Origin of the sequence: Pseudomonas sp. BN417, assembly GCF_029871205.1 — a bacterium.
Taxonomy (GTDB): Bacteria; Pseudomonadota; Gammaproteobacteria; order Pseudomonadales; family Pseudomonadaceae; genus Metapseudomonas.
This window is the reverse complement of sequence record NZ_SSOJ01000044.1, coordinates 20300-37119: the sequence shown is the minus strand read 5'-3', so window position 1 is coordinate 37119 and position 16820 is coordinate 20300. Positions and strand designations below refer to the sequence as shown.

Annotated in this window: 18 protein-coding genes; 3 read left to right on the top strand and 15 right to left on the bottom strand. The window is 66.8% G+C overall.

All coding sequences use genetic code 11. The features are described 5' to 3' along the window. Positions 1–38: 38 nt before the first annotated feature. The 6 genes from E8F11_RS04245 to E8F11_RS04220 all read right to left on the bottom strand — a co-directional run bounded on the left by E8F11_RS04245 (position 39) and on the right by E8F11_RS04220 (position 6664). Positions 39–692: a methionine ABC transporter permease gene (locus E8F11_RS04245; RefSeq protein WP_280287564.1), complete on the bottom strand. Its 654-nt coding sequence runs from the start codon at positions 690–692 to the stop codon at positions 39–41. After that, positions 676–1755, bottom strand: coding sequence for an ATP-binding cassette domain-containing protein (locus E8F11_RS04240; protein WP_280287563.1), 1080 nt, complete (start codon positions 1753–1755; stop codon positions 676–678). Before E8F11_RS04240 ends, E8F11_RS04245 begins: the two co-directional genes overlap by 17 nt. A 171-nt stretch (positions 1756–1926) precedes the next feature. Beyond that, positions 1927–2724 carry a MetQ/NlpA family ABC transporter substrate-binding protein gene (locus E8F11_RS04235; RefSeq protein ID WP_280287562.1) on the bottom strand — a complete coding sequence of 266 codons (798 nt, stop codon included), beginning with the start codon at positions 2722–2724 and terminating at the stop codon, positions 1927–1929. A 37-nt stretch (positions 2725–2761) separates the two neighbouring features. Then, complete coding sequence (locus tag E8F11_RS04230) at positions 2762–4210, bottom strand: LLM class flavin-dependent oxidoreductase (RefSeq protein WP_280287561.1); 1449 nt, start codon at positions 4208–4210, stop codon at positions 2762–2764. Next, positions 4210–5418, bottom strand: coding sequence for an SfnB family sulfur acquisition oxidoreductase (locus E8F11_RS04225; protein WP_280287560.1), 1209 nt, complete (start codon positions 5416–5418; stop codon positions 4210–4212). The genes E8F11_RS04230 and E8F11_RS04225 overlap by 1 nt, the downstream gene beginning before the upstream one ends. A gap of 10 nt (positions 5419–5428) precedes the next feature. After that, the gene (locus E8F11_RS04220) at positions 5429–6664 is read right to left on the bottom strand and encodes an SfnB family sulfur acquisition oxidoreductase (RefSeq protein ID WP_280287558.1); all 1236 of its coding nucleotides are present in this window, start codon (positions 6662–6664) and stop codon (positions 5429–5431) included. A gap of 435 nt (positions 6665–7099) precedes the next feature. On the opposite strand from E8F11_RS04220, the gene E8F11_RS04215 reads away from it, so the two are divergent. Then, entirely contained in the window at positions 7100–8269 is a 1170-nt protein-coding gene (locus E8F11_RS04215) for a CBS domain-containing protein (protein WP_280287556.1), read from the top strand. A gap of 258 nt (positions 8270–8527) precedes the next feature. Here E8F11_RS04215 and E8F11_RS04210 read toward each other — a convergent pair whose 3' ends face one another. The 6 genes from E8F11_RS04210 to E8F11_RS04185 form a co-directional block, all read right to left on the bottom strand. Continuing rightward, positions 8528–9388, bottom strand: coding sequence for a LysR family transcriptional regulator (locus E8F11_RS04210; protein WP_280287555.1), 861 nt, complete (start codon positions 9386–9388; stop codon positions 8528–8530). A gap of 174 nt (positions 9389–9562) precedes the next feature. After that, positions 9563–10006 (bottom strand): nuclear transport factor 2 family protein, encoded by a 444-nt coding sequence (locus E8F11_RS04205; protein ID WP_280287554.1) that lies wholly within the window; start codon positions 10004–10006, stop codon positions 9563–9565. A gap of 121 nt (positions 10007–10127) precedes the next feature. Then, positions 10128–11351 carry an RNA polymerase sigma factor gene (locus tag E8F11_RS04200; RefSeq protein ID WP_280287585.1) on the bottom strand — a complete coding sequence of 408 codons (1224 nt, stop codon included), beginning with the start codon at positions 11349–11351 and terminating at the stop codon, positions 10128–10130. 34 nt (positions 11352–11385) lie between these two features. Beyond that, positions 11386–11772 (bottom strand): YciI family protein, encoded by a 387-nt coding sequence (locus E8F11_RS04195; protein ID WP_280287553.1) that lies wholly within the window; start codon positions 11770–11772, stop codon positions 11386–11388. A 194-nt stretch (positions 11773–11966) separates the two neighbouring features. Beyond that, entirely contained in the window at positions 11967–12497 is a 531-nt protein-coding gene (locus E8F11_RS04190) for an SRPBCC family protein (RefSeq protein WP_280287552.1), read from the bottom strand. A gap of 62 nt (positions 12498–12559) precedes the next feature. Then, positions 12560–13453: a LysR family transcriptional regulator gene (locus E8F11_RS04185; protein WP_280287551.1), complete on the bottom strand. Its 894-nt coding sequence runs from the start codon at positions 13451–13453 to the stop codon at positions 12560–12562. A gap of 100 nt (positions 13454–13553) precedes the next feature. On the opposite strand from E8F11_RS04185, the gene E8F11_RS04180 reads away from it, so the two are divergent. Further along, positions 13554–14273, top strand: coding sequence for a CTP synthase (locus E8F11_RS04180; RefSeq protein ID WP_280287549.1), 720 nt, complete (start codon positions 13554–13556; stop codon positions 14271–14273). Further along, positions 14270–14590 carry an antibiotic biosynthesis monooxygenase gene (locus E8F11_RS04175; RefSeq protein ID WP_280287548.1) on the top strand — a complete coding sequence of 107 codons (321 nt, stop codon included), beginning with the start codon at positions 14270–14272 and terminating at the stop codon, positions 14588–14590. The genes E8F11_RS04180 and E8F11_RS04175 overlap by 4 nt, the downstream gene beginning before the upstream one ends. A gap of 251 nt (positions 14591–14841) precedes the next feature. Here the strand turns inward: E8F11_RS04175 and E8F11_RS04170 are convergent, their stop codons facing one another. The 3 genes from E8F11_RS04170 to E8F11_RS04160 form a co-directional block, all read right to left on the bottom strand. Continuing rightward, entirely contained in the window at positions 14842–15393 is a 552-nt protein-coding gene (locus E8F11_RS04170) for a redoxin domain-containing protein (RefSeq protein WP_280287547.1), read from the bottom strand. A gap of 61 nt (positions 15394–15454) precedes the next feature. Beyond that, positions 15455–15577: a hypothetical protein gene (locus E8F11_RS04165; protein WP_280287546.1), complete on the bottom strand. Its 123-nt coding sequence runs from the start codon at positions 15575–15577 to the stop codon at positions 15455–15457. Next, a complete protein-coding gene (locus E8F11_RS04160) occupies positions 15574–16779 on the bottom strand; it encodes an MFS transporter (protein ID WP_280287545.1) in 1206 nt (401 codons plus the stop codon). Before E8F11_RS04160 ends, E8F11_RS04165 begins: the two co-directional genes overlap by 4 nt. Between the last annotated feature and the right edge of the window lie 41 nt (positions 16780–16820).

The window sequence follows — 16820 nt, the reverse complement described above, 5'->3', positions numbered from 1 at the left end:
GCGGAACGCCGCCCGGCCCAACCTACAGGTTGCTCACTTCACACCCGCTTGTTCAACACCCGCGCCAACCTGTCCCCGCCGAACTGGATCAGGCTCACCAGCACCACCAGCAGGATGATCACGGTCAGCATGATCTGGGTATCGAAGCGCTGGTAGCCGTAGCGGTAGGCCAGGTCGCCCAGGCCGCCGGCACCGATGGCGCCGGCCATGGCCGAGGAGTTGATCATGGTCACCAGAGTGATGGTGAAGCCGCCGACTATTCCCGGCCGCGCCTCCGGCAGCAGCACGTTGCAGATGATGTGTCGGCGCTGGCAGCCCATGGCCTGGGCCGCCTCCACCAAGCCGAAATCCACCTCCCTCAGGCTCACCTCGGCGATGCGCGCGAAGAACGGCGTGGCGGCTATGGTCAGCGGCACCACCGCCGCCCAGACGCCGTAGCTGGTGCCCACGATCAGGCGGGTGAAGGGGATCAGCGCCACCATCAGGATCAGGAAGGGAATCGAGCGCAGCACGTTCACCACGCTGCCGAGGCTGCGGTTCAGCAGACGCGCCTCGAAGATACCGCCGGGACCGGTGGTGACCAGCACCAGGGCCAGGGGAATGCCCACGAGGAGCACGATCAGCGACGAGGCGCCGATCATCAGCAGCGTGTCGAGGATGCCCTGCAGCAGGCGATCAAGCATGGGCGACATAGCCGAGCACCTCCGCCTTGTCCGCCAGGGGCCGTGCCCGCTCCAGCAGCTCCAGGCCACCCCGCCCAGCCAACGCGGCGCTGAGCAGCAGATGGCCCTGGGCGCGGCCCTGGATGCGATCGATGCCGCCGTGCACCAGGCTCACCCGCGTGTCCAGGGCCCGGGCGATGGCCAGCAGGTCCGGCTCGCGGCCGCTGGCGCCGGTGAAATGCAGGTCCAGCAGCAACTGGTCGGCGCCTTCCCGGGGTTGGCTGACCAGCCGTGCCAGCAGATCGTCCGGCAAGTCGTGGCGCAGGGTACCGAGCAAGGTACGGGTGACCTCGTGCTGCGGGTCACCGAATACCTGCCAGACCGCGCCCTGCTCCACCACCCGGCCGCGCTCCAGCACCACGACCCGGTCGCAGATCTCGCGGATCACCGCCATCTCGTGGGTGATCAGGACGATGGTCAAGCCGAGGCGCCGGTTGATGTCGCGTAGCAACGCAAGGATCTGTTGGGTGCTTTCCGGGTCCAGCGCCGAGGTGGCCTCGTCGCACAGCAGTATCTGCGGCTGGTGCACCAGCGCCCGGGCGATGCCGACGCGCTGCTTCTGCCCACCGGACAACTGCGCCGGATAGGCGTCGCGCTTGTCCGCCAGGCCCACCAGCTGCAGCAGTTCGCTGACCTTGCGATCGATGTCCGCCTTGGCCACGCCGGCCACCTTCAGCGGCAGGGCGACGTTCTGCCAGACGGTCTTGGCCGACATCAGGTTGAAGTGCTGGAAGATCATGCCCACTCGGCGGCGCAACAACACCAGTTGCTGTTCGTCGAAGCGGCCGATGTCTTCTTCGTCTATCACCACCTGCCCGGCACTGGGCCGCTCCAGGCGGTTCAAGGTGCGGATCAGCGACGACTTGCCGGCACCGCTGCGGCCGATGATGCCGAACACCTCGCCACGGCGAATTTCCAGGTCGATGCCCTGCAAAGCCTGCACCGGCCCCTTGCTGCCCTGGTAGGCCTTGCCCAGCCCCTGCAGGCGGATGTGCGGGAGGTCCAGGCGGATGTTGCGATTGAAACTGACCATATGGGGCCTCTCTGTTCCGTGTATCAGAGGAGCCGCCTTTGCTTTTCTGTGGGGGCGAATTCATTCGCAAAGGGCCGCGCAGCGGCCCCCTGGATGTCCGAAGGGCGAACCTTCGGTCCGCTTAGCGATTGAAATCGCCCCCACAAAGACAGGCGAACTCTTCCTGCGTGGTTATTCCCAACCCGGCTGGTAGAGCTTGCCGTGGGCCTTGTCGAGTGCAGCGCGGACCTGCGGGGAGTGCTGGTAGATATCGATGAACTGGCCCAGGCGGCCGTCGTCCTTGAAGTCCGCACGGGTGACGAACTGGATGATGTATTCCTTGTTCTCGATGCCGTCGAACAGCAGCGCGCTGTTGGGATCGAGGGTGTCGGCCAGGCGGATGTAGTGCGGATAGCCCTGGGCCAGGTCGACGTCATCCAGGGCGCGCACCAGCTGCACGGCTTCCAGCTCGATGATGTCGATCCTCTTCGGGTTCTCCACTATGTCGTCCAGTGTGGCCTTGTAGCCGACGCCGTCCTTGAGCTTGAGCAGCCCGGCCTTCTGCAGCAGTTGCAGGCCACGGCCGCCGTTGATGGGGTCGTTGGCGATGGCCACCTTGGCGCCTTCCGGCAGCTCGGCTAGGCCCGCGTACTTCTTCGAGTAGAGGCCGACGTTGTTGATCACGCCGGGGGCGAAGGGCTTGAGCTGGAAGTTGCCCTCCTTGCTGGCGTTCTCCAGAAAGGGCCTGTGCTGGAAGTAGTTCACGTCGATATCGCCGGCGGCCAGGGTGATGTTCGGCGAGTTCCAGTCGGTGAATTCCACCAGCTCGACCTCGAGGCCCGCCTTGGCGGCTTCCTCCACCGCCACTTCCAGCGGCGGGGCGAAGGCGGCGGTGGTGCCGACCTTGAGTACCTTGGAGTCGGCGCCATGGGCGAGGCCGCTGGCCAGGAGCAGGCCGAGGGTGAGGGATTTCAGAGTGTGCTTGGGCATGGGTGTGGTCCTTGAGCAAAGGGGAATGGGTTGGCATTTACCTTGTGGGGGCGAATTCATTCGCTAAGCGGGCCGAAGGCCTGCCTATGGAGCTTTCAGGGAGCACTGCGCGCTCCTCAGCGAATGAATTCGCCCCCACAGAAAAGCGCGCCCCGGGATGCGTCCGAGGCAACCGGTCCCCGGCGCCAAACAGCTTGTGGCGCAGGCTGCCCTCCGCATACGCGGTCTTGTAAGCACCGCGCGCCTGCAGTTCCGGCACCACCAGGTCGATGAAGTCGGCGTAGCTTTCCGGGGCGACGATGCGGGTGAGGTTGAAGCCGTCCAGGCCGGTTTCGTCGACCCAGCTCAGCAACTCGTCGGCCACCTGGGTAGGCGAGCCCACCAGCAGGATGTAGCGCCCGCCCAGGGCGTGCTGCTCCAGCAACTGGCGCCGGGTCAGGCTGTTGTCCTTGAGCTTGCTGGCGGCTGATTCGATGGCGTTGGTCTTCACGTAGGGAATCGGCTCGTCCAGGGCGAAACGGGCGAAATCGATGCCGGTTGAGCTGGCGAAGTGGGCCACGCCGGCCTCGGCGCTGGCGTAGGCCAGGTACTCGGCATGCCTGGCGCGGGCCTCGGCCTCGGTGGGCGCGACTATCACGCTGATACCCATGAACACTTTCACCCCATGGGGATCACGACCGGCGGCCAACGCTGCGGCGCGGACCTTGTCCACCTGAGCGCGGGTGGCGGCCTTGTTGTTGCCGCTGATGAACACGCACTCGGCATGCTCGCCGGCAAAACGCAGGCCCCGCGTCGATGAGCCGGCCTGGAACAGCACCGGGGTGCGCTGGGGCGAAGGCTCGCAGAGGTGGTAGCCCTCGACGTTGAAGAACTCGCCACGGTGGCTCACCTTGTGCACCTTGTCCGGCCGGGCGTAGATGCGCCGCTGGCGGTCAGTGATCACCGCGTCCTCCTCCCAGCTGCCCTCCCAGAGCTTGTAGAGCACCTCCAGGTACTCGTCGGCCTGGTCGTAGCGGCGGTCGTGCTCCACCTGCTGCTGCAGGCCCATGGCGCGGGCGGCGCTTTCCAGGTAGCCGGTGACGATGTTCCAGCCCACCCGGCCTTCGCTGAGGTGATCCAGGGTCGACATGCGCCGGGCGAACAGATAGGGCGCGTCGTAGCTCAGGTTGGCCGTTACGCCGAAGCCCAGATGGCGGGTCACCCCGGCCATGGCGGAAACCAGTAGCAGCGGATCGTTGACCGGCAGCTGGATGCTCTCCTTCAGGGTCAGGTCGGCACCGCCCTGGTAGACGTCGTAGACGCCCACTATGTCCGCCAGGAACAGCCCGTCGAACAGGCCGCGCTCCAGCAGTTGGGCCAGTTCGGTCCAGTAGGAAAGCTTGCGGTAGTCGGTCGAGCAATCCCGCGGGTGGGTCCAGAGACCGTGGTTGATATGCCCCACGCAGTTCATGTTGAAGGCATTGAGGAGTATCGGCTTGCGCGCCATCAGATGGTCCCCCGGCGTGGCGGCAATTGGCCGTTGAGGTAGTAATTGCCCACCGCGTGGTACTTCCAGCGCACCGGGTCGTGCAGGGTGTGCACGCGGGCGTTGCGCCAGTGGCGGTCGAGGTTGTGCTCGGCCAGGCTGGCGCGGGTGCCGGAGAGTTCGAACAGCTTGCTGCCGGCGGCCAGGGACACCTCGGTGGTCAGGGCGCGGGCCTCGGCCACGCCTATGGAGGCTGCAGCCACGGTCTCGGCGTTCGGTTCGGCGGTGGCGGCATCCAGCAGGCGCCCGGCGCGGTCGAGGATGGCTTCGGCGGCATGCAGGCGGATGGCCAGGCGGCCGAACTCCTGGATGGCCAGCGGATCGTCGCTGGCCTTCTCCACCCCCGCGTCGATCCAGGGCCGCGAGCGGGTGCGGACGAACTCCAGGGCATCCTCATAGGCGGCGCGGGCGATGCCGGCGTCGATGGCGGCATGCAGGATCTGGGCGAAGGGGCCGACCGTGGTGGGCCGTTCGAAGGCGGCCTGGAAGGACACCAGGTCCTCGGTCCTGACCGGCACATTGTCGAAGACCACCGAACCGCTGCCGGTGGTGCGCTGGCCGAAGCCGGACCAGTCGTCGATCACCGTCAGCCCCGGGGCGCTGCGGGCCACGAAGGCCAGGTACTGGTGGCCGTCCTCGGCCACCACCAGGGTGGGCACGCGGTGGGCGTAGAGGGCGCCGGTGCAATAGAACTTGCGGCCATGGATGCGGTAGCCGGCGCCTTCCTTGATCAGCCGGGTGTTGCGGTCATTGGCGGTACGGGTACCGATCTCGGCCAGGGCGTTACCGAAGCGTTCACCCGCCAGGGCGGCGGCGAACAGGCGCCGCTGCTGGGTCTTGCCGCCATTCACCCGCAGGACTTCCAGGGCATAGAAATGGTTCTGCGGGATCTGCCCGAGGGAGGCATCCGCGGCGCTGATGATGGCGATGACCCGCGCCAGGGTGACGCGGGACACCCCGGCGCCACCGTATTCGCGTGGCACGCTGATACCCCACAGGCCGGAGCGGCTGAAGGCTTCCAGCTCTTCATGGGGCAGACGCCGGTCACGGTCGCGCTCGGCGGCGCCGGGCTTGAATTCGGCGGCGATACGGCGTGCCACCTCGAGGGCTTCGGCATCGTCACGAATGATCGCGACGCTGGCCTTGGGGGCTGCTTGCAGTGAAGTCATGGCGGGCTCCTCAGATCCAGGAATGACGGGCCGGCCTGGCCCCGTTGAGGTGGTAGGCACCGACTGCCTGGACCTTCCAGCGCACCGGGTCGTGCAGGGTGTGGACGCGGGCGTTGCGCCAGTGGCGGTCGAGGTTGAACTCGGCCAGGGTGGCGCGGCTGCCGGCCAGCTCGAACAGCTTCTCGCTGGCGGCGAGGGCGATCTCGGTGGTCAGCACCTTGGCCTCGGCCACGGCGATGGAGGCGCGGGCGGCGGACTCGTCGTCGATGGGCGCGGCGGCCACTTCGTCGAGCACCTGCCCGGCCCGCTCCAGCAAGGCATTGGCGGCATTCAGCTCGACCTTGAGGCGGCCGATCTCGGCGATGCTGTAGAGCTCCTCGCTGGCCCGTTCGACGCCGGCGTCCACCCAGGGACGCGAGCGCTCGCGGATGAAGGCGATGGCGTCGTCGATGGCAGCCTCGGCAATACCGGCATCGATGGCGGCCTGGATCAGCTGCGACAGGGCGCCCTGGATACTCGGCTCCTTGGCCAGTCGGCTGTTGAGGAAGACCAGGTCGTCGGCCACCGGTGCGTTGTCCAGCAGCACGCTGCCACTGGCGGTAGTGCGCTGACCGAAACCGGACCAGTCATCGACTATGCGCAAGCCCGGCACGCCGCGCTCAACCAGGCCGAGCACGCCGACGCCGTCGTCATCGACGGCCTTGACCGCCACCCAGTGTGCGAAGAGCGCGCCGGTGGAATAGAACTTCTCGCCGCTGACCGCCAGGCCCTGCTCGCCACGGCGGATGCGCGCATTGATCTCCAGCGTGTGCTTCGTATTGCGCTCGGGACCGGCATTGGCCAGCCGACGCCCGTCGATGATGCCGGCGTAGACCTTGCGCTTCTGCGCCTCGCTGCCGACGCTGTCGATCACACTGAGCAGGCCGAACTGGTTCTGCGGGATCTGCCCCAGGGCCGGGTCTGCGGCGCAGATGATGCGGAACACCTCGGCCAGGGTGACGTGGGACACCTCCGCCCCGCCGTATTGCCGGGGAATGCGGATGGCGCCCAGACCCAGGTGGGTGAAGAGCTCCAGTTCGCGCCAGGGCAGAAGGCGCTCACGGTCGCGTTTCGCGGCGTCGATCCTCGCCTGCTTCGCCACCTCGTGCGCGGCGCGCAGGGCCTGTGCGTCGTTCTCGATCAGCGCCGCTGGGAGCAAGGGCGGGGCTTCGTCACGCAATACCTTGGGTGCGGTTTCGATTGTCATGGGGTAAGGCTCTCTTCCCTGGATGTCTCGCCGCGGACAGTCGCGGCCTTGCATGCAGAGGGATAAAGCACAACCCATGCCTGAATTATTTATCCTTTAAATTCAATTAGTTATAAAAAACACTCAACAACGCCGAGCGAATTAAGCAGGCAACTTGCTGGCCAGGTGTTGCTGGCGCAACACCTGGCCGCATGACGTTTAATGCAAAATTTCCGCACTCAAACTCCAATAACATTCATTGGCCCGCTACCCAGCCCGCCCCTTAGCATGCTCGACATCCCGACGCCCGGCCCGGCCGGGGCTTGCACAAGCAAGCCTCCCGAGGAACCGCGCGCGAGAAAAAGACGTTTCCATATCCAAGGATGGAGCCCCCACCCCGGTGGGATTGAGGGGCCTCAGGGGCCTCTCCCTTTATCAACTGCCCAGTACCGTCACATGCCCAAGAACCCTCTGCGCCTCTGGCTGCAGCGCCTGCTGCCGGATGCGAACAACGCCCCTCCGCGGGAGTGGCTGCGTGCCGCCCTGGGCGGCTGCATCGCCGTCGCCCTGGCCGCCTTCGTCTGCTCCCGGCTATACGGTGCGGACCTGGCTTTACGCCTGGCCGCCCCCTTCGCCGCTTCATCCTTGCTGCTCTTCGCCGTGACCTCGAGCCCCGTGGCCCAACCCTGGCCCGTGGTTGCGGGCAATGTGCTGGCCGCAGCCATCGGCCTGCTCGTAGGCCACTGGGGCCTGCCGCCGTTGCCGACCGCCGCGCTGGCCTTCGGCCTGACCCTGGTGGGTATGCAGGCCCTGCGCTGCCTGCATCCGCCGAGCTGCGCGGTAGCCCTGGGCACAGCCCTGGGTGGCCCGCTCTTCGCCGAGCAGGGGTGGCATCTGCTTCTGCCCGTGCTGCTGGGTTCGCTGCTGCTGGTGGGCACCGCGCTGGTGTTCAATAACCTCAGCGGCACGCCTTACCCGCGCAAGCCGGCGCAACTGGCCAGTGGCCCGCACCTGACCGCCGACCCGCTACCGGGTGAGCGCAATGGCTTCGCCGAAGTCGACCTGGACCGTGCCCTGGCCGAGTTCGGCGGCTTCGTCGATGTCACCCGCGACGACCTCCAGCGCTTGCTCCAGCTCACCGAGAAACATGCCCTGCGGCGCGCCATGGGCGACCTGCGGGCGGCGCGGATCATGTCCCGCGACCTGCGCACCATCACGCCGGAGGCACCGATCAGCGACGCCTGGCGGCTGCTCGATCGCCATCACCTGAAGGCCTTGCCGGTGCTCGACGACAAGCAGCGGCTGGTGGGCATCCTGACCCTGTCCGACCTGCTCGGGCATGCCGCCGGCACGGCGCCCCGCACCCTGGCCGAGCGCTTCCTAGCCCGTCGCGAAGCGCCGGTATCCAGGTTGATGACCCGCCCGGTGCGTTGCGTAACCGTGGATACACCGGTGGTGGAACTGGTCTCGCTGCTGTCCGACCAGGGCCTGCACTGCCTGCCGGTGCTGGATGACGGCGGCCGCGTGGTGGGTATCGTCAGCCAGAGCGACCTGATCGCCGCGCTCTACCGTAACTGGCTCAAGGACCTGCACCAGCAGCCGGCCGCGCTGAAACTGGCGAGCTAGCGAGTAGGGTGCGCTGTGCGCACCAGAGGCTCGGCACGGGATTTGCGGTGCGCGTGGCGCACCCTACCCCCAGCATGTCGGGTGGATAGCGCTCTTCTATCCACCCTACGGCTCGGCACCGGGCTACGGATGATGGGTTTCGTTCCTCAACCCATCCTGCAGTCCTGGCGAGTTAAACAGTAGGGTGCGCTGTGCGCACCAGCGACTCGGCACGGATATTCCGGTGCGCGCGGCGCACCCTACCCGCAGGGACCGTCGCTAGATCGGGTCCCAGCGCCGCGACCAGTCGATGTCCTCGGCCACCACCTCGCGCAACACCTCGATGGCCTGGCGCAGGGCTGGGGAATCCTTCTCGCGGGAATAGACCAGGTAGGTGGGATAGGTGAATTCCGGCGCCTTCTCCACCCGCTCCAGTTCGCCGCTGTCCAGGTGCCCCTGTACCACGCGAGTACGGAAATAGCCGGAGCCGCCGCATTGCAGGATGTAGTGCAGCGCCAGCGGGCCGAGGTTGGTGGCCAGGACGGCGCTGGCCTTCTCGGGTAGCGCGGCGTCGTGGCGCTGGCGGAACTCGGGGCCCCAGTCGTTGTAGATGTAGGGCTCGGGGTTGGTCGCCGAACGGACCTGGATAAGCTTCTCCTCCATCAGGAGTTCCACTTGCAGGCCCGGCCAGTAGTCGGGCCGGTAGACCAGCGCCGCATCCAGCACGCCGCTCTGCAGTTGCTGCTGCAGGTGACCTGCCTCGCCGACCTCGGCGCGCACCGCATGGGCCGGCATGCGTTCGCGCAGGCGGATCACCCAGTTGAGCACCAGCGGGCTGCACAGGCTCATCTCACCGCCCAGGTTGAGCACGTCGCGATAACCCTCGGGCAAGGGCAGGTCACGCCGCGCGGCCTCCCAGGTCTGCAACAGCTGGTTGGCGTAGGCGACGAACACCTCACCATCGGCGGTCAGCCGCGCACCAGCGCGGTTGCGCACGAAGAGCCGGCAATCCAGCTGCTGCTCCAGGTTCTGCACCCGCGCGGTGATGGTGGTCTGGGTGACGTGCAGGCGCTCGGCAGCGGCGACGAAGCTGCCGGAACGAACGATTTCCAGGAAGGTGCGTGCCAGGTCGATATCCATGGACTAGCTCGGGGCAGGGCGGGAAGGCGGGAGTTTAGCCGGTGGGCCCGGCCTTGGATTCCTGTGGGGGCGAATTCATTCGCGAAAGAGGGCCGCAGGCCTGCCCATGGGAGCGAGCTTGCTCGCGAACGGCCATTCGCGAGCAAGCTCACTCCTGCGATTTTTCCATGCCGATCAGGGCTGCAGGTCGAACAGGGCCTTGCCGCTTTCCATATCGAAAGGCGCGGAGAAGTGCTCGTGGACGATCTTCCACTGCCCATCGCGCCTGACATAGCACTGGGTGCCGCGCATCCAGCTGGTCTTTACCTCGCCGTCCTGCTCGCCGCCGCAGCGCACGAGACAGTGGAGGAAGGCCAGGTTGGCATCAGCGTGGATGCTCGGCTCGGCCGGCTCGAAGATGCCGTCGCCGCCGCACATCTCCATGCAGTAGCGCCAGTGCGGGCCGTACTCCTGGAGCCCCTTGAACTGCAGCTTGAGGACGGCGTCGTAGGCGATCACCTCGTCGGCGTAGCAGGCGAGGATGCCGTCCACGTCCTTGACGCGGGCGGCCTTCAGCCACTGGTTGAAGACTTCGTGCACTTCCAGTTCGGCGGTGGCCTTGAGGGTTTCGCTGCTCATGGTGCATCTCCTGAGGTTCCGGGAAGGGGTTCCGCCGGCGCGGGCCGGAGGGGTTCATCCCTGGTCGTGGACGGGGGCCCGGCTTCGACACCGCTCGGGCCGCGAGCGACGAACGGCGCGTTCAGTCTTCCAGTTCGCGCAGGCGCTTCTCGATGAAACGCCGCTCGGGTTCCTGGCGAATCAGAGCCAGGGCATTGCGATAGGCAACACGCGCCTCCGCCTTGCGCCCCAGCCGCCGACAGAAGTCGGCACGGGCCGCATGGGCCAGGTGGTAGTCACGCAGGTCGCCGGCCTCCAGCAGCGCATCCACTTCCGCCAGGCCCGCTTCCGGGCCGTCACGCATGGCGATGGCCACGGCGCGGTTGAGGGCGACCACTGGCGATTGCACCAGGCGTTGCAGCACGTCGTACAGGCCGACTATCTGGCCCCAGTCGGTACGCGTCGAATCCGGTGCCTGAGCATGCACCGCGGCGATGGCGGCCTGCAGTACATAGGCGCCGATGCGCCGGCTGGCCAGGGCCTGGCCTACCAGCGCGAGGCCTTCGGCGATCTGCGCGCGGTCCCACAGGGAGCGGTCCTGGTGGTCAAGCAGCACCAGCTCGCCGTCCGCGGTGGCGCGCGCGGCACGGCGCGAATCGTGCAGCAGCATCAGCGCCAGCAGGCCCATGACTTCCGGGTCGGGCAGCAGTTCGAGAAGCAGCCGGGCCAGGCGGATGGCCTCGGCCGAGAGATCGGTGCGCGTCAGCGAGTCGCCGGACGATGCCGAGTAACCCTCGTTGAACACCAGGTAGATGACCCGCAGCACGTTATCCAGGCGCTCCGGCAACTCGGCCAGGGCCGGCACCTGGTAGGGGATGCCCGCGTCACGGATCTTCGACTTGGCGCGGACGATGCGCTGGGCGATGGTCGAAGGGCTGCTGAGGAACGCCCGGGCGATTTCCTCGGTCTTCAGGTCGCAGACCTCGCGCAGGGTCAGGGGCACCTGGGCGTCCGCCGGCAACGCCGGGTGGCAGCAGGTGAAGATCAGCCGCAGGCGATCGTCCTCCACGTCTTCACCCTCGTCGAAGGCGCTGGCGGTCTCTTCCAGCTCCGCCACCAGGTGGCGCTTGGAAGCGTCGAAACGGGCACGCCGACGCAGGCTGTCAATGGCCTTGAAACGCCCCGCCGACACCAGCCAGGCTCGCGGGTTGGCGGGTATGCCGTCCCGCGGCCATTGCTGCACGGCGGCGATGAACGCGTCGTGCAGGGCTTCCTCGGCCAGATCGAAGTCCCCCAGCAGACGGATCAGGGTGGCAAGCACGCGCCGCGAGTCGCTGCGGTAGATCGACTCGACCCGTTCGCGCAGTTCGACCTCTTCCATCAGCCGTCCCCGGGTCCTGTCACGAGGCGGTCACCAGGGGCTGGATGTTCGGCCGCACCTCGGGCTCGCGAATCGGTCGCACCTCGATGCAGCCGAGGCGTCCCGGCGGGATCTTCGAGGCGATCTGGATGGCTTCGTTGAGGTCGCGGGCCTCGATCATGTAGAAGCCGCCGAGTTGCTCCTTGGTTTCCGCGAAGGGACCGTCGGTCATGGAGATGCGCCCGCCCTGCATGCGCAGCGTAGTGGCGCTCTGCACCGACTCCAGGGCGTTGGACGCCAGGTAGTGACCACTGGCGGTGAGCTGCTCGGTGTAGTCCAGGCATTCGCCGGCGATGGCCTGGTAGTCGGCATCGGTCAGGCCGGCCAGCTTGGCTTCGTCGATATAGATCAGGCAGAGGTATTTCATGATGGGTTCCTCGGGTGGCGTTCGGGGTACTGACACCCATTGGTCGTTCGGCCGCGCCAGGAATCGACAGGGCCGCTGGAATTTCCTTTCCCGCAGCGGGTTGACCTCCACCTGTGGGAGGGATTGCGCTGGAGGATCAAGGATAGACCCTCGCTTCCACCCGGCCCAACCAGCGGCCGAGCGGTCAGGTCGGCTTACTTCTCTGCGGCGGTCTTGAGGCTGTTCAGGCCCTGTTCGAACTTGCCGCCGACCATGTCGTCCATGTCGAAGACCAGCTGCATCAACCGGTGGGTATAGGGCGAAGGACCGTACATGGCCCAGGTGACCTGGGTGCTGCCGCCGTTCTGCGGATGGAGGGTGAATTCTGCGGTGTTGTGGGCCTCGAAGGGCATCTGGAAGTCCAGCTTGATCTCCACGCGCGCGTTCGGATCGCTTTCGGTGATCTGCATGCGTCCGACGCCCACCTCGTTGTTGCCCTGCCAGGAGTAGGCAGCCCCCACGCCCTCCTTCGGTCCGCTATAGCTGCGCTTCAGCGCCGGGTCGATCTTTTCCCAGGGCGACCAGGCGGTCCATTGGCGCAGGTCGTTGATCAGCGGGAAGATCTTTTCCGGCGGCGCGGCGATGGTGGCGGTGCGCTCCACGCGGAAGTGGTCCGGGCTGATCGCGGCGTATCCCAGAGCACCGAGGATGGCGATGACGATGATGGCGATGATGGCTTTCAACATGGCGCCCTCCAGGGGCTTGCAGGCGGGTTGGCTGGCACTTCGGCAGTACGGCCTGGATAAGGTTAGCCGCTCTGCGAAGCGCCGCCCGGCAAGCGGATATACGTGCCGAGCTCCTCGAACAGGGTGGTGACCGAACGCAGCGCGCGGCAGTCCGGGCGGGTCAGCAGCCAGAGGGCGCTGGCGCAACCGGGCAGGTCGGCTTCCAGCACCTCGATTCCCTCCTCCGCCTTCACCAGGAAGGCCGGCAATACCGCCACACCGAGTCCGGCACGGACCAGTTGCGCCACCGACAGCGTGCTGTTGCAGCGGTAGACCGGTTGCACCTCGGGGTAGAGCTGGCGTCGCCAGGCCACGCTGGGATGGTTGGGCAGGAAGTCGTCCGGGGCGATCCAGGCCATCTGCGCCGGGTCGCGCCCCGGATGGCGGGCCAGGTAGCCCTGCGCCGCGCAAAGCACATAGGGCACCGGGCCAAGGCAGCGCCCCACCAGATGGCCCGGCGGTGCAGTGGTCAGGCGCAGGGCGACGTCGGCGTCGCGACGGCTGAGGTTGGCGAAATCGTTGGAGGTGGTGAGTTCCAGCTCCAGTGCCGGATAGGCCGGCATGAAGCGCGCCAGTGCAGGCAACAACAGGCCGTGGAGTACCGCGTCGGTACAGGTCAGGCGCAGGGTGCCGCTGACCGCTTCGCGGCCCTGCTCCAGCCCGAGCCGCGCGGCTTCCAGGGCCTTCTCCGCCAGTTCCGCCTGCTGTGCCAGCAACTGCGCCGCCATGTTCGGCAGATAGCCGGAGCGGCTCTTTTCGAACAGCAGGCAGCCCAGGGCCTGCTCGAGACGACGCAGGGAACGGAAAACGGTGGAGACGTCCACCCTGAGCCGTTCGGCGGCTCGCGCCAGGGTACCGCCACGAACCAGGGCGAGCACCAGGGCGAGGTCGGCGTGGTCGATCTTGTATTGCGTCATTGCAATCCAACCTTGCTGAATCGCCAATATTGATTGCCAGGACGCAACTATATAGTCCTCCTGAACGGGTGCAATCCGCGCCCACTTGGGAGGACAGCTGATGAAGGAACCCCGGCACAACGGCCAGCCGCTGCGAATCGGTCTGGTAGGCGATCAGGACGATCGGATCACCGCGCACCGCGCCATTCCCCGCGCCCTGGAACTGGCCGCCGAAGCCACGGGCCAGGCGCTGGAACCGGTCTGGCTGGCGACCGAGCGCATGGACCAGCAACGGCTGGAGGGCTTCGACGGGCTCTGGTGCATACCCGGCAGCCCCTACCGCGACACCGAAGGCGCGCTCCGGGCCATCGCCTACGCGCGGGTCAACGCCCTGCCCTTTCTCGGCACCTGCGGCGGCTTCCAGCATGCCCTGCTGGAACATGCGCACAATGTGCTCGGCTGGAGCGACGCGGAACACGCCGAAACCGCCCCGGACGCACCACGCGCCGTGATCAGCCCCCTGCCCTGCGCCCTGCGGGAAACCCTGGAGCGGGTGCAGCTGAACGCCGATTCGCGCCTGGTCAGGGCCTACGGCACAACAGAAGCCTTCGAGGGTTACCTCTGCGGCTACGGCCTCAACCCCGCCTTTCGCGAACAACTCACCCAGGGGCCGCTGCGCGTGGCCGCCCTTGATGCCAGCGGCGCAGTGCGGGCGGTGGAGCGGGACGACCATCCCTTCTTCATCGCCACTCTGTTCCAGCCGGAACGCGCCGCCCTGATCGGCCGCTTGCCGCCGCTGGTGGCGGCCTTCGTCAGGGCCTGCCGAGGAGAAGCGCGATGATCGCCCGCACCCCCGAGCCGCCTTATTACGCGGTGATCTTCACCTCCCTGCGCAGCGAAACCGAGCAGGACTACGCCGCCACCGCCGAACGCATGCTGGAACTGGCGCAGAACCAGCCTGGCTTCCTCGGTGTAGAGTCGGCGCGCGGAGCCGATGGGCAGGGGATCACCGTCTCCTACTGGGCCAGCGAGGAGGCCATCCGCGCCTGGCGTGTCCAGGCCGAGCACAGGGTGGCGCAGCAGCGCGGGCGTGAGGAGTGGTATCGGGCTTTTCGTACCCGGGTGGCTTTTGTGGGGCGGGAGTATGGACAGGCCTGAGAGGTAGTGCGGTGAGCATCCGGCACGGCGTATGCCGGTGCGCATGAATCGTGTGGGGGCAAATTTGCCAAATGCCCCATAGGGTGCGCCGTGCGCACTGGCAATCCCGCGCGGCAGTCCCGGTGCGCGAAGCGCCCCCTACGCGGATGTTCTCACCGGGTTGGCTCTTGCGAAGCAGTAAAAGCGTTGGGACGTCAGCACAGCCAAAGGCCTTCGCAAAAACCACAATTCTCACCCGTGGAACCCAGATCTCAGGGCTTGCTCGCCAACGCCTGCTCTACCGCCTTGAGCAAATCCGGGTCGTCCGGCTTGGTCCGGCTCGAGAACTGGGCGATCACCTTGCCCTGGCGATCCACCACGTACTTGTAGAAATTCCAACGCGGGGCCTGGCCGGACTGGACCATCAGCTCCTTGTAGAGCGGAATCGCATCGTCTCCGGTGACGTGCTGGGGCTGGGTCATGGCGAAGGTGACGCCGTAGTTGACGTAGCAGACCTTGGCGGTCTCCTCGGTGCTGGCGGCTTCCTGCTTGAAGTCGTCCGAGGGCACGCCCAACACTTCGAACCCTTGATCCTTATAGCGTTTGTAGAGCGCCTCCAGCCCCTTGAACTGCGGGGTGAAGCCGCAGTGGCTGGCGGTATTGACGATCAGCAGGGGTTTGCCGGCGAAGCGCTGGCAGAGGTCGATGGTTTCCTTGGAGCGCAGTTGCGGCAGCTGATACTGCAGGAGCGAGGGACATTCGGCAGCCATGGCCTGGCTGCCGAACAGGGCGAGCGACAGGAGCAGGACGGGCAAGGCTTTCATGGTGGACTCCGGCGCGATCTGGCGATCCGCCTACGCTAACCCCCTCGCCCTGCGCCGGCAATCAACAAAGGCTCATGCCCAGCTGCATCAGCGCCAGGCCGCCCTGCTGCCAGCCCCACCAGCCCAAGGCCAGAAGCAGGCCGATCAACAGGGCACCCAGGGCCCAGCCGAGGCGCAGGCTCATGCGGCCCCGGCGGGTTGCAGTCGCGCCACCGGCTCTTCGCGCACCGGCCAGTTGAGGACGGCGGCCGCCAGACTGAGGAAGATGGAAATCTGCCATACCAGTTCGTAACTACCCGTGCGGTCATAGAGGTAGCCCCCCAGCCAGCCACCCAGGAAGGCGCCCAGCTGGTGGAACAGGAAGACGATACCACCGAGCATGGACAGGTTGCGTACACCGAACAGGGTGGCGACCGTGCCGTTGGTCAGGGGAACGGTGGACAGCCAGAGCAGCCCCATGGCCATGCCGAAGGCGTAGGCGCTCCAGATGCTCAGCGGCGAATAGACGAAGGCCACTATCACCACTGCACGCAGCAGATAGAGGGCGGTCAGCAGCCTGGGCTTGGAGTGACGGCCGCCCAGCCAGCCGGCGATGTAGGTGCCGAACACATTGAACAGCCCCACCAGCGCCAGCACGGTGGTCCCGACCATGGCCGGCAGGTGCTGGTCCACCAGGTAGGCCGGCAGGTGCACGCCAATGAACACCACCTGGAAACCGCAGACGAAGAAGCCCAGCGCCAGCAGCCAGAAGCCGGAATGCCCCACGGCCTCGCGCAGCGCATCGCCCAGGCTCTGCTCATGGGCCTGGGGCGGCGGCGGGTTGTCCTTGAGCAGGCCCACCAGGGGTACGATCAGCGCCACCAGCAGGCCCAACGTCAGCAGGGCCGAAGACCAGCCCAGCCAGCCGATCAGACCGAGGGTTCCGGGCAGCATGGCGAACTGGCCGAAGGAGCCGGCAGCCGCGGCGATACCCATGGCCATGCTGCGCTTCTCCACCGGCACCGCGCGGCCCACCACACCGAGGATCACCGAGAAGGACGTGCCCGACAGGCCGATGCCAATCAGCAGGCCGGCGCTGAACGACAGCGACAGGGCCGAATCGGAATATCCCATCAGCACCAGGCCCAGGGCATAGAGCACGCCACCGACGACCACAGTCTTCGCCGCGCCGAAGCGGTCGGCCAGTGCGCCGGTGAAGGGCTGCGCCAGCCCCCAGATCAGGTTCTGCAGGGCGATGGCGAAGGCGAACACCTCCCGGCCCCAGCCGAACTCGGCGCTCATGGGCGCCAGGAACAGACCGAATCCATGTCGGATGCCCAGCGATAGCGCCAGGATCAACGACGCCCCAAGAAGAATCCAGCCGCTTGTACGCCATACCGAAGTCATAGAGAAATCCTTTACGGGTAGATACCCGCTTTTCTGCGAAA

Coding starts and splice junctions, on each gene's coding strand:
- E8F11_RS04245 (WP_280287564.1), bottom strand. CDS start 692: ATGTCGCCCATGCTTGATCGCCTGCTGCAGGGCATCCTCGACACGCTG.
- E8F11_RS04240 (WP_280287563.1), bottom strand. CDS start 1,755: ATGGTCAGTTTCAATCGCAACATCCGCCTGGACCTCCCGCACATCCGC.
- E8F11_RS04235 (WP_280287562.1), bottom strand. CDS start 2,724: ATGCCCAAGCACACTCTGAAATCCCTCACCCTCGGCCTGCTCCTGGCC.
- E8F11_RS04230 (WP_280287561.1), bottom strand. CDS start 4,210: ATGGCGCGCAAGCCGATACTCCTCAATGCCTTCAACATGAACTGCGTG.
- E8F11_RS04225 (WP_280287560.1), bottom strand. CDS start 5,418: ATGACTTCACTGCAAGCAGCCCCCAAGGCCAGCGTCGCGATCATTCGT.
- E8F11_RS04220 (WP_280287558.1), bottom strand. CDS start 6,664: ATGACAATCGAAACCGCACCCAAGGTATTGCGTGACGAAGCCCCGCCC.
- E8F11_RS04215 (WP_280287556.1), top strand. CDS start 7,100: ATGCCCAAGAACCCTCTGCGCCTCTGGCTGCAGCGCCTGCTGCCGGAT.
- E8F11_RS04210 (WP_280287555.1), bottom strand. CDS start 9,388: ATGGATATCGACCTGGCACGCACCTTCCTGGAAATCGTTCGTTCCGGC.
- E8F11_RS04205 (WP_280287554.1), bottom strand. CDS start 10,006: ATGAGCAGCGAAACCCTCAAGGCCACCGCCGAACTGGAAGTGCACGAA.
- E8F11_RS04195 (WP_280287553.1), bottom strand. CDS start 11,772: ATGAAATACCTCTGCCTGATCTATATCGACGAAGCCAAGCTGGCCGGC.
- E8F11_RS04190 (WP_280287552.1), bottom strand. CDS start 12,497: ATGTTGAAAGCCATCATCGCCATCATCGTCATCGCCATCCTCGGTGCT.
- E8F11_RS04185 (WP_280287551.1), bottom strand. CDS start 13,453: ATGACGCAATACAAGATCGACCACGCCGACCTCGCCCTGGTGCTCGCC.
- E8F11_RS04180 (WP_280287549.1), top strand. CDS start 13,554: ATGAAGGAACCCCGGCACAACGGCCAGCCGCTGCGAATCGGTCTGGTA.
- E8F11_RS04175 (WP_280287548.1), top strand. CDS start 14,270: ATGATCGCCCGCACCCCCGAGCCGCCTTATTACGCGGTGATCTTCACC.
- E8F11_RS04170 (WP_280287547.1), bottom strand. CDS start 15,393: ATGAAAGCCTTGCCCGTCCTGCTCCTGTCGCTCGCCCTGTTCGGCAGC.
- E8F11_RS04165 (WP_280287546.1), bottom strand. CDS start 15,577: ATGAGCCTGCGCCTCGGCTGGGCCCTGGGTGCCCTGTTGATCGGCCTG.
- E8F11_RS04160 (WP_280287545.1), bottom strand. CDS start 16,779: ATGACTTCGGTATGGCGTACAAGCGGCTGGATTCTTCTTGGGGCGTCG.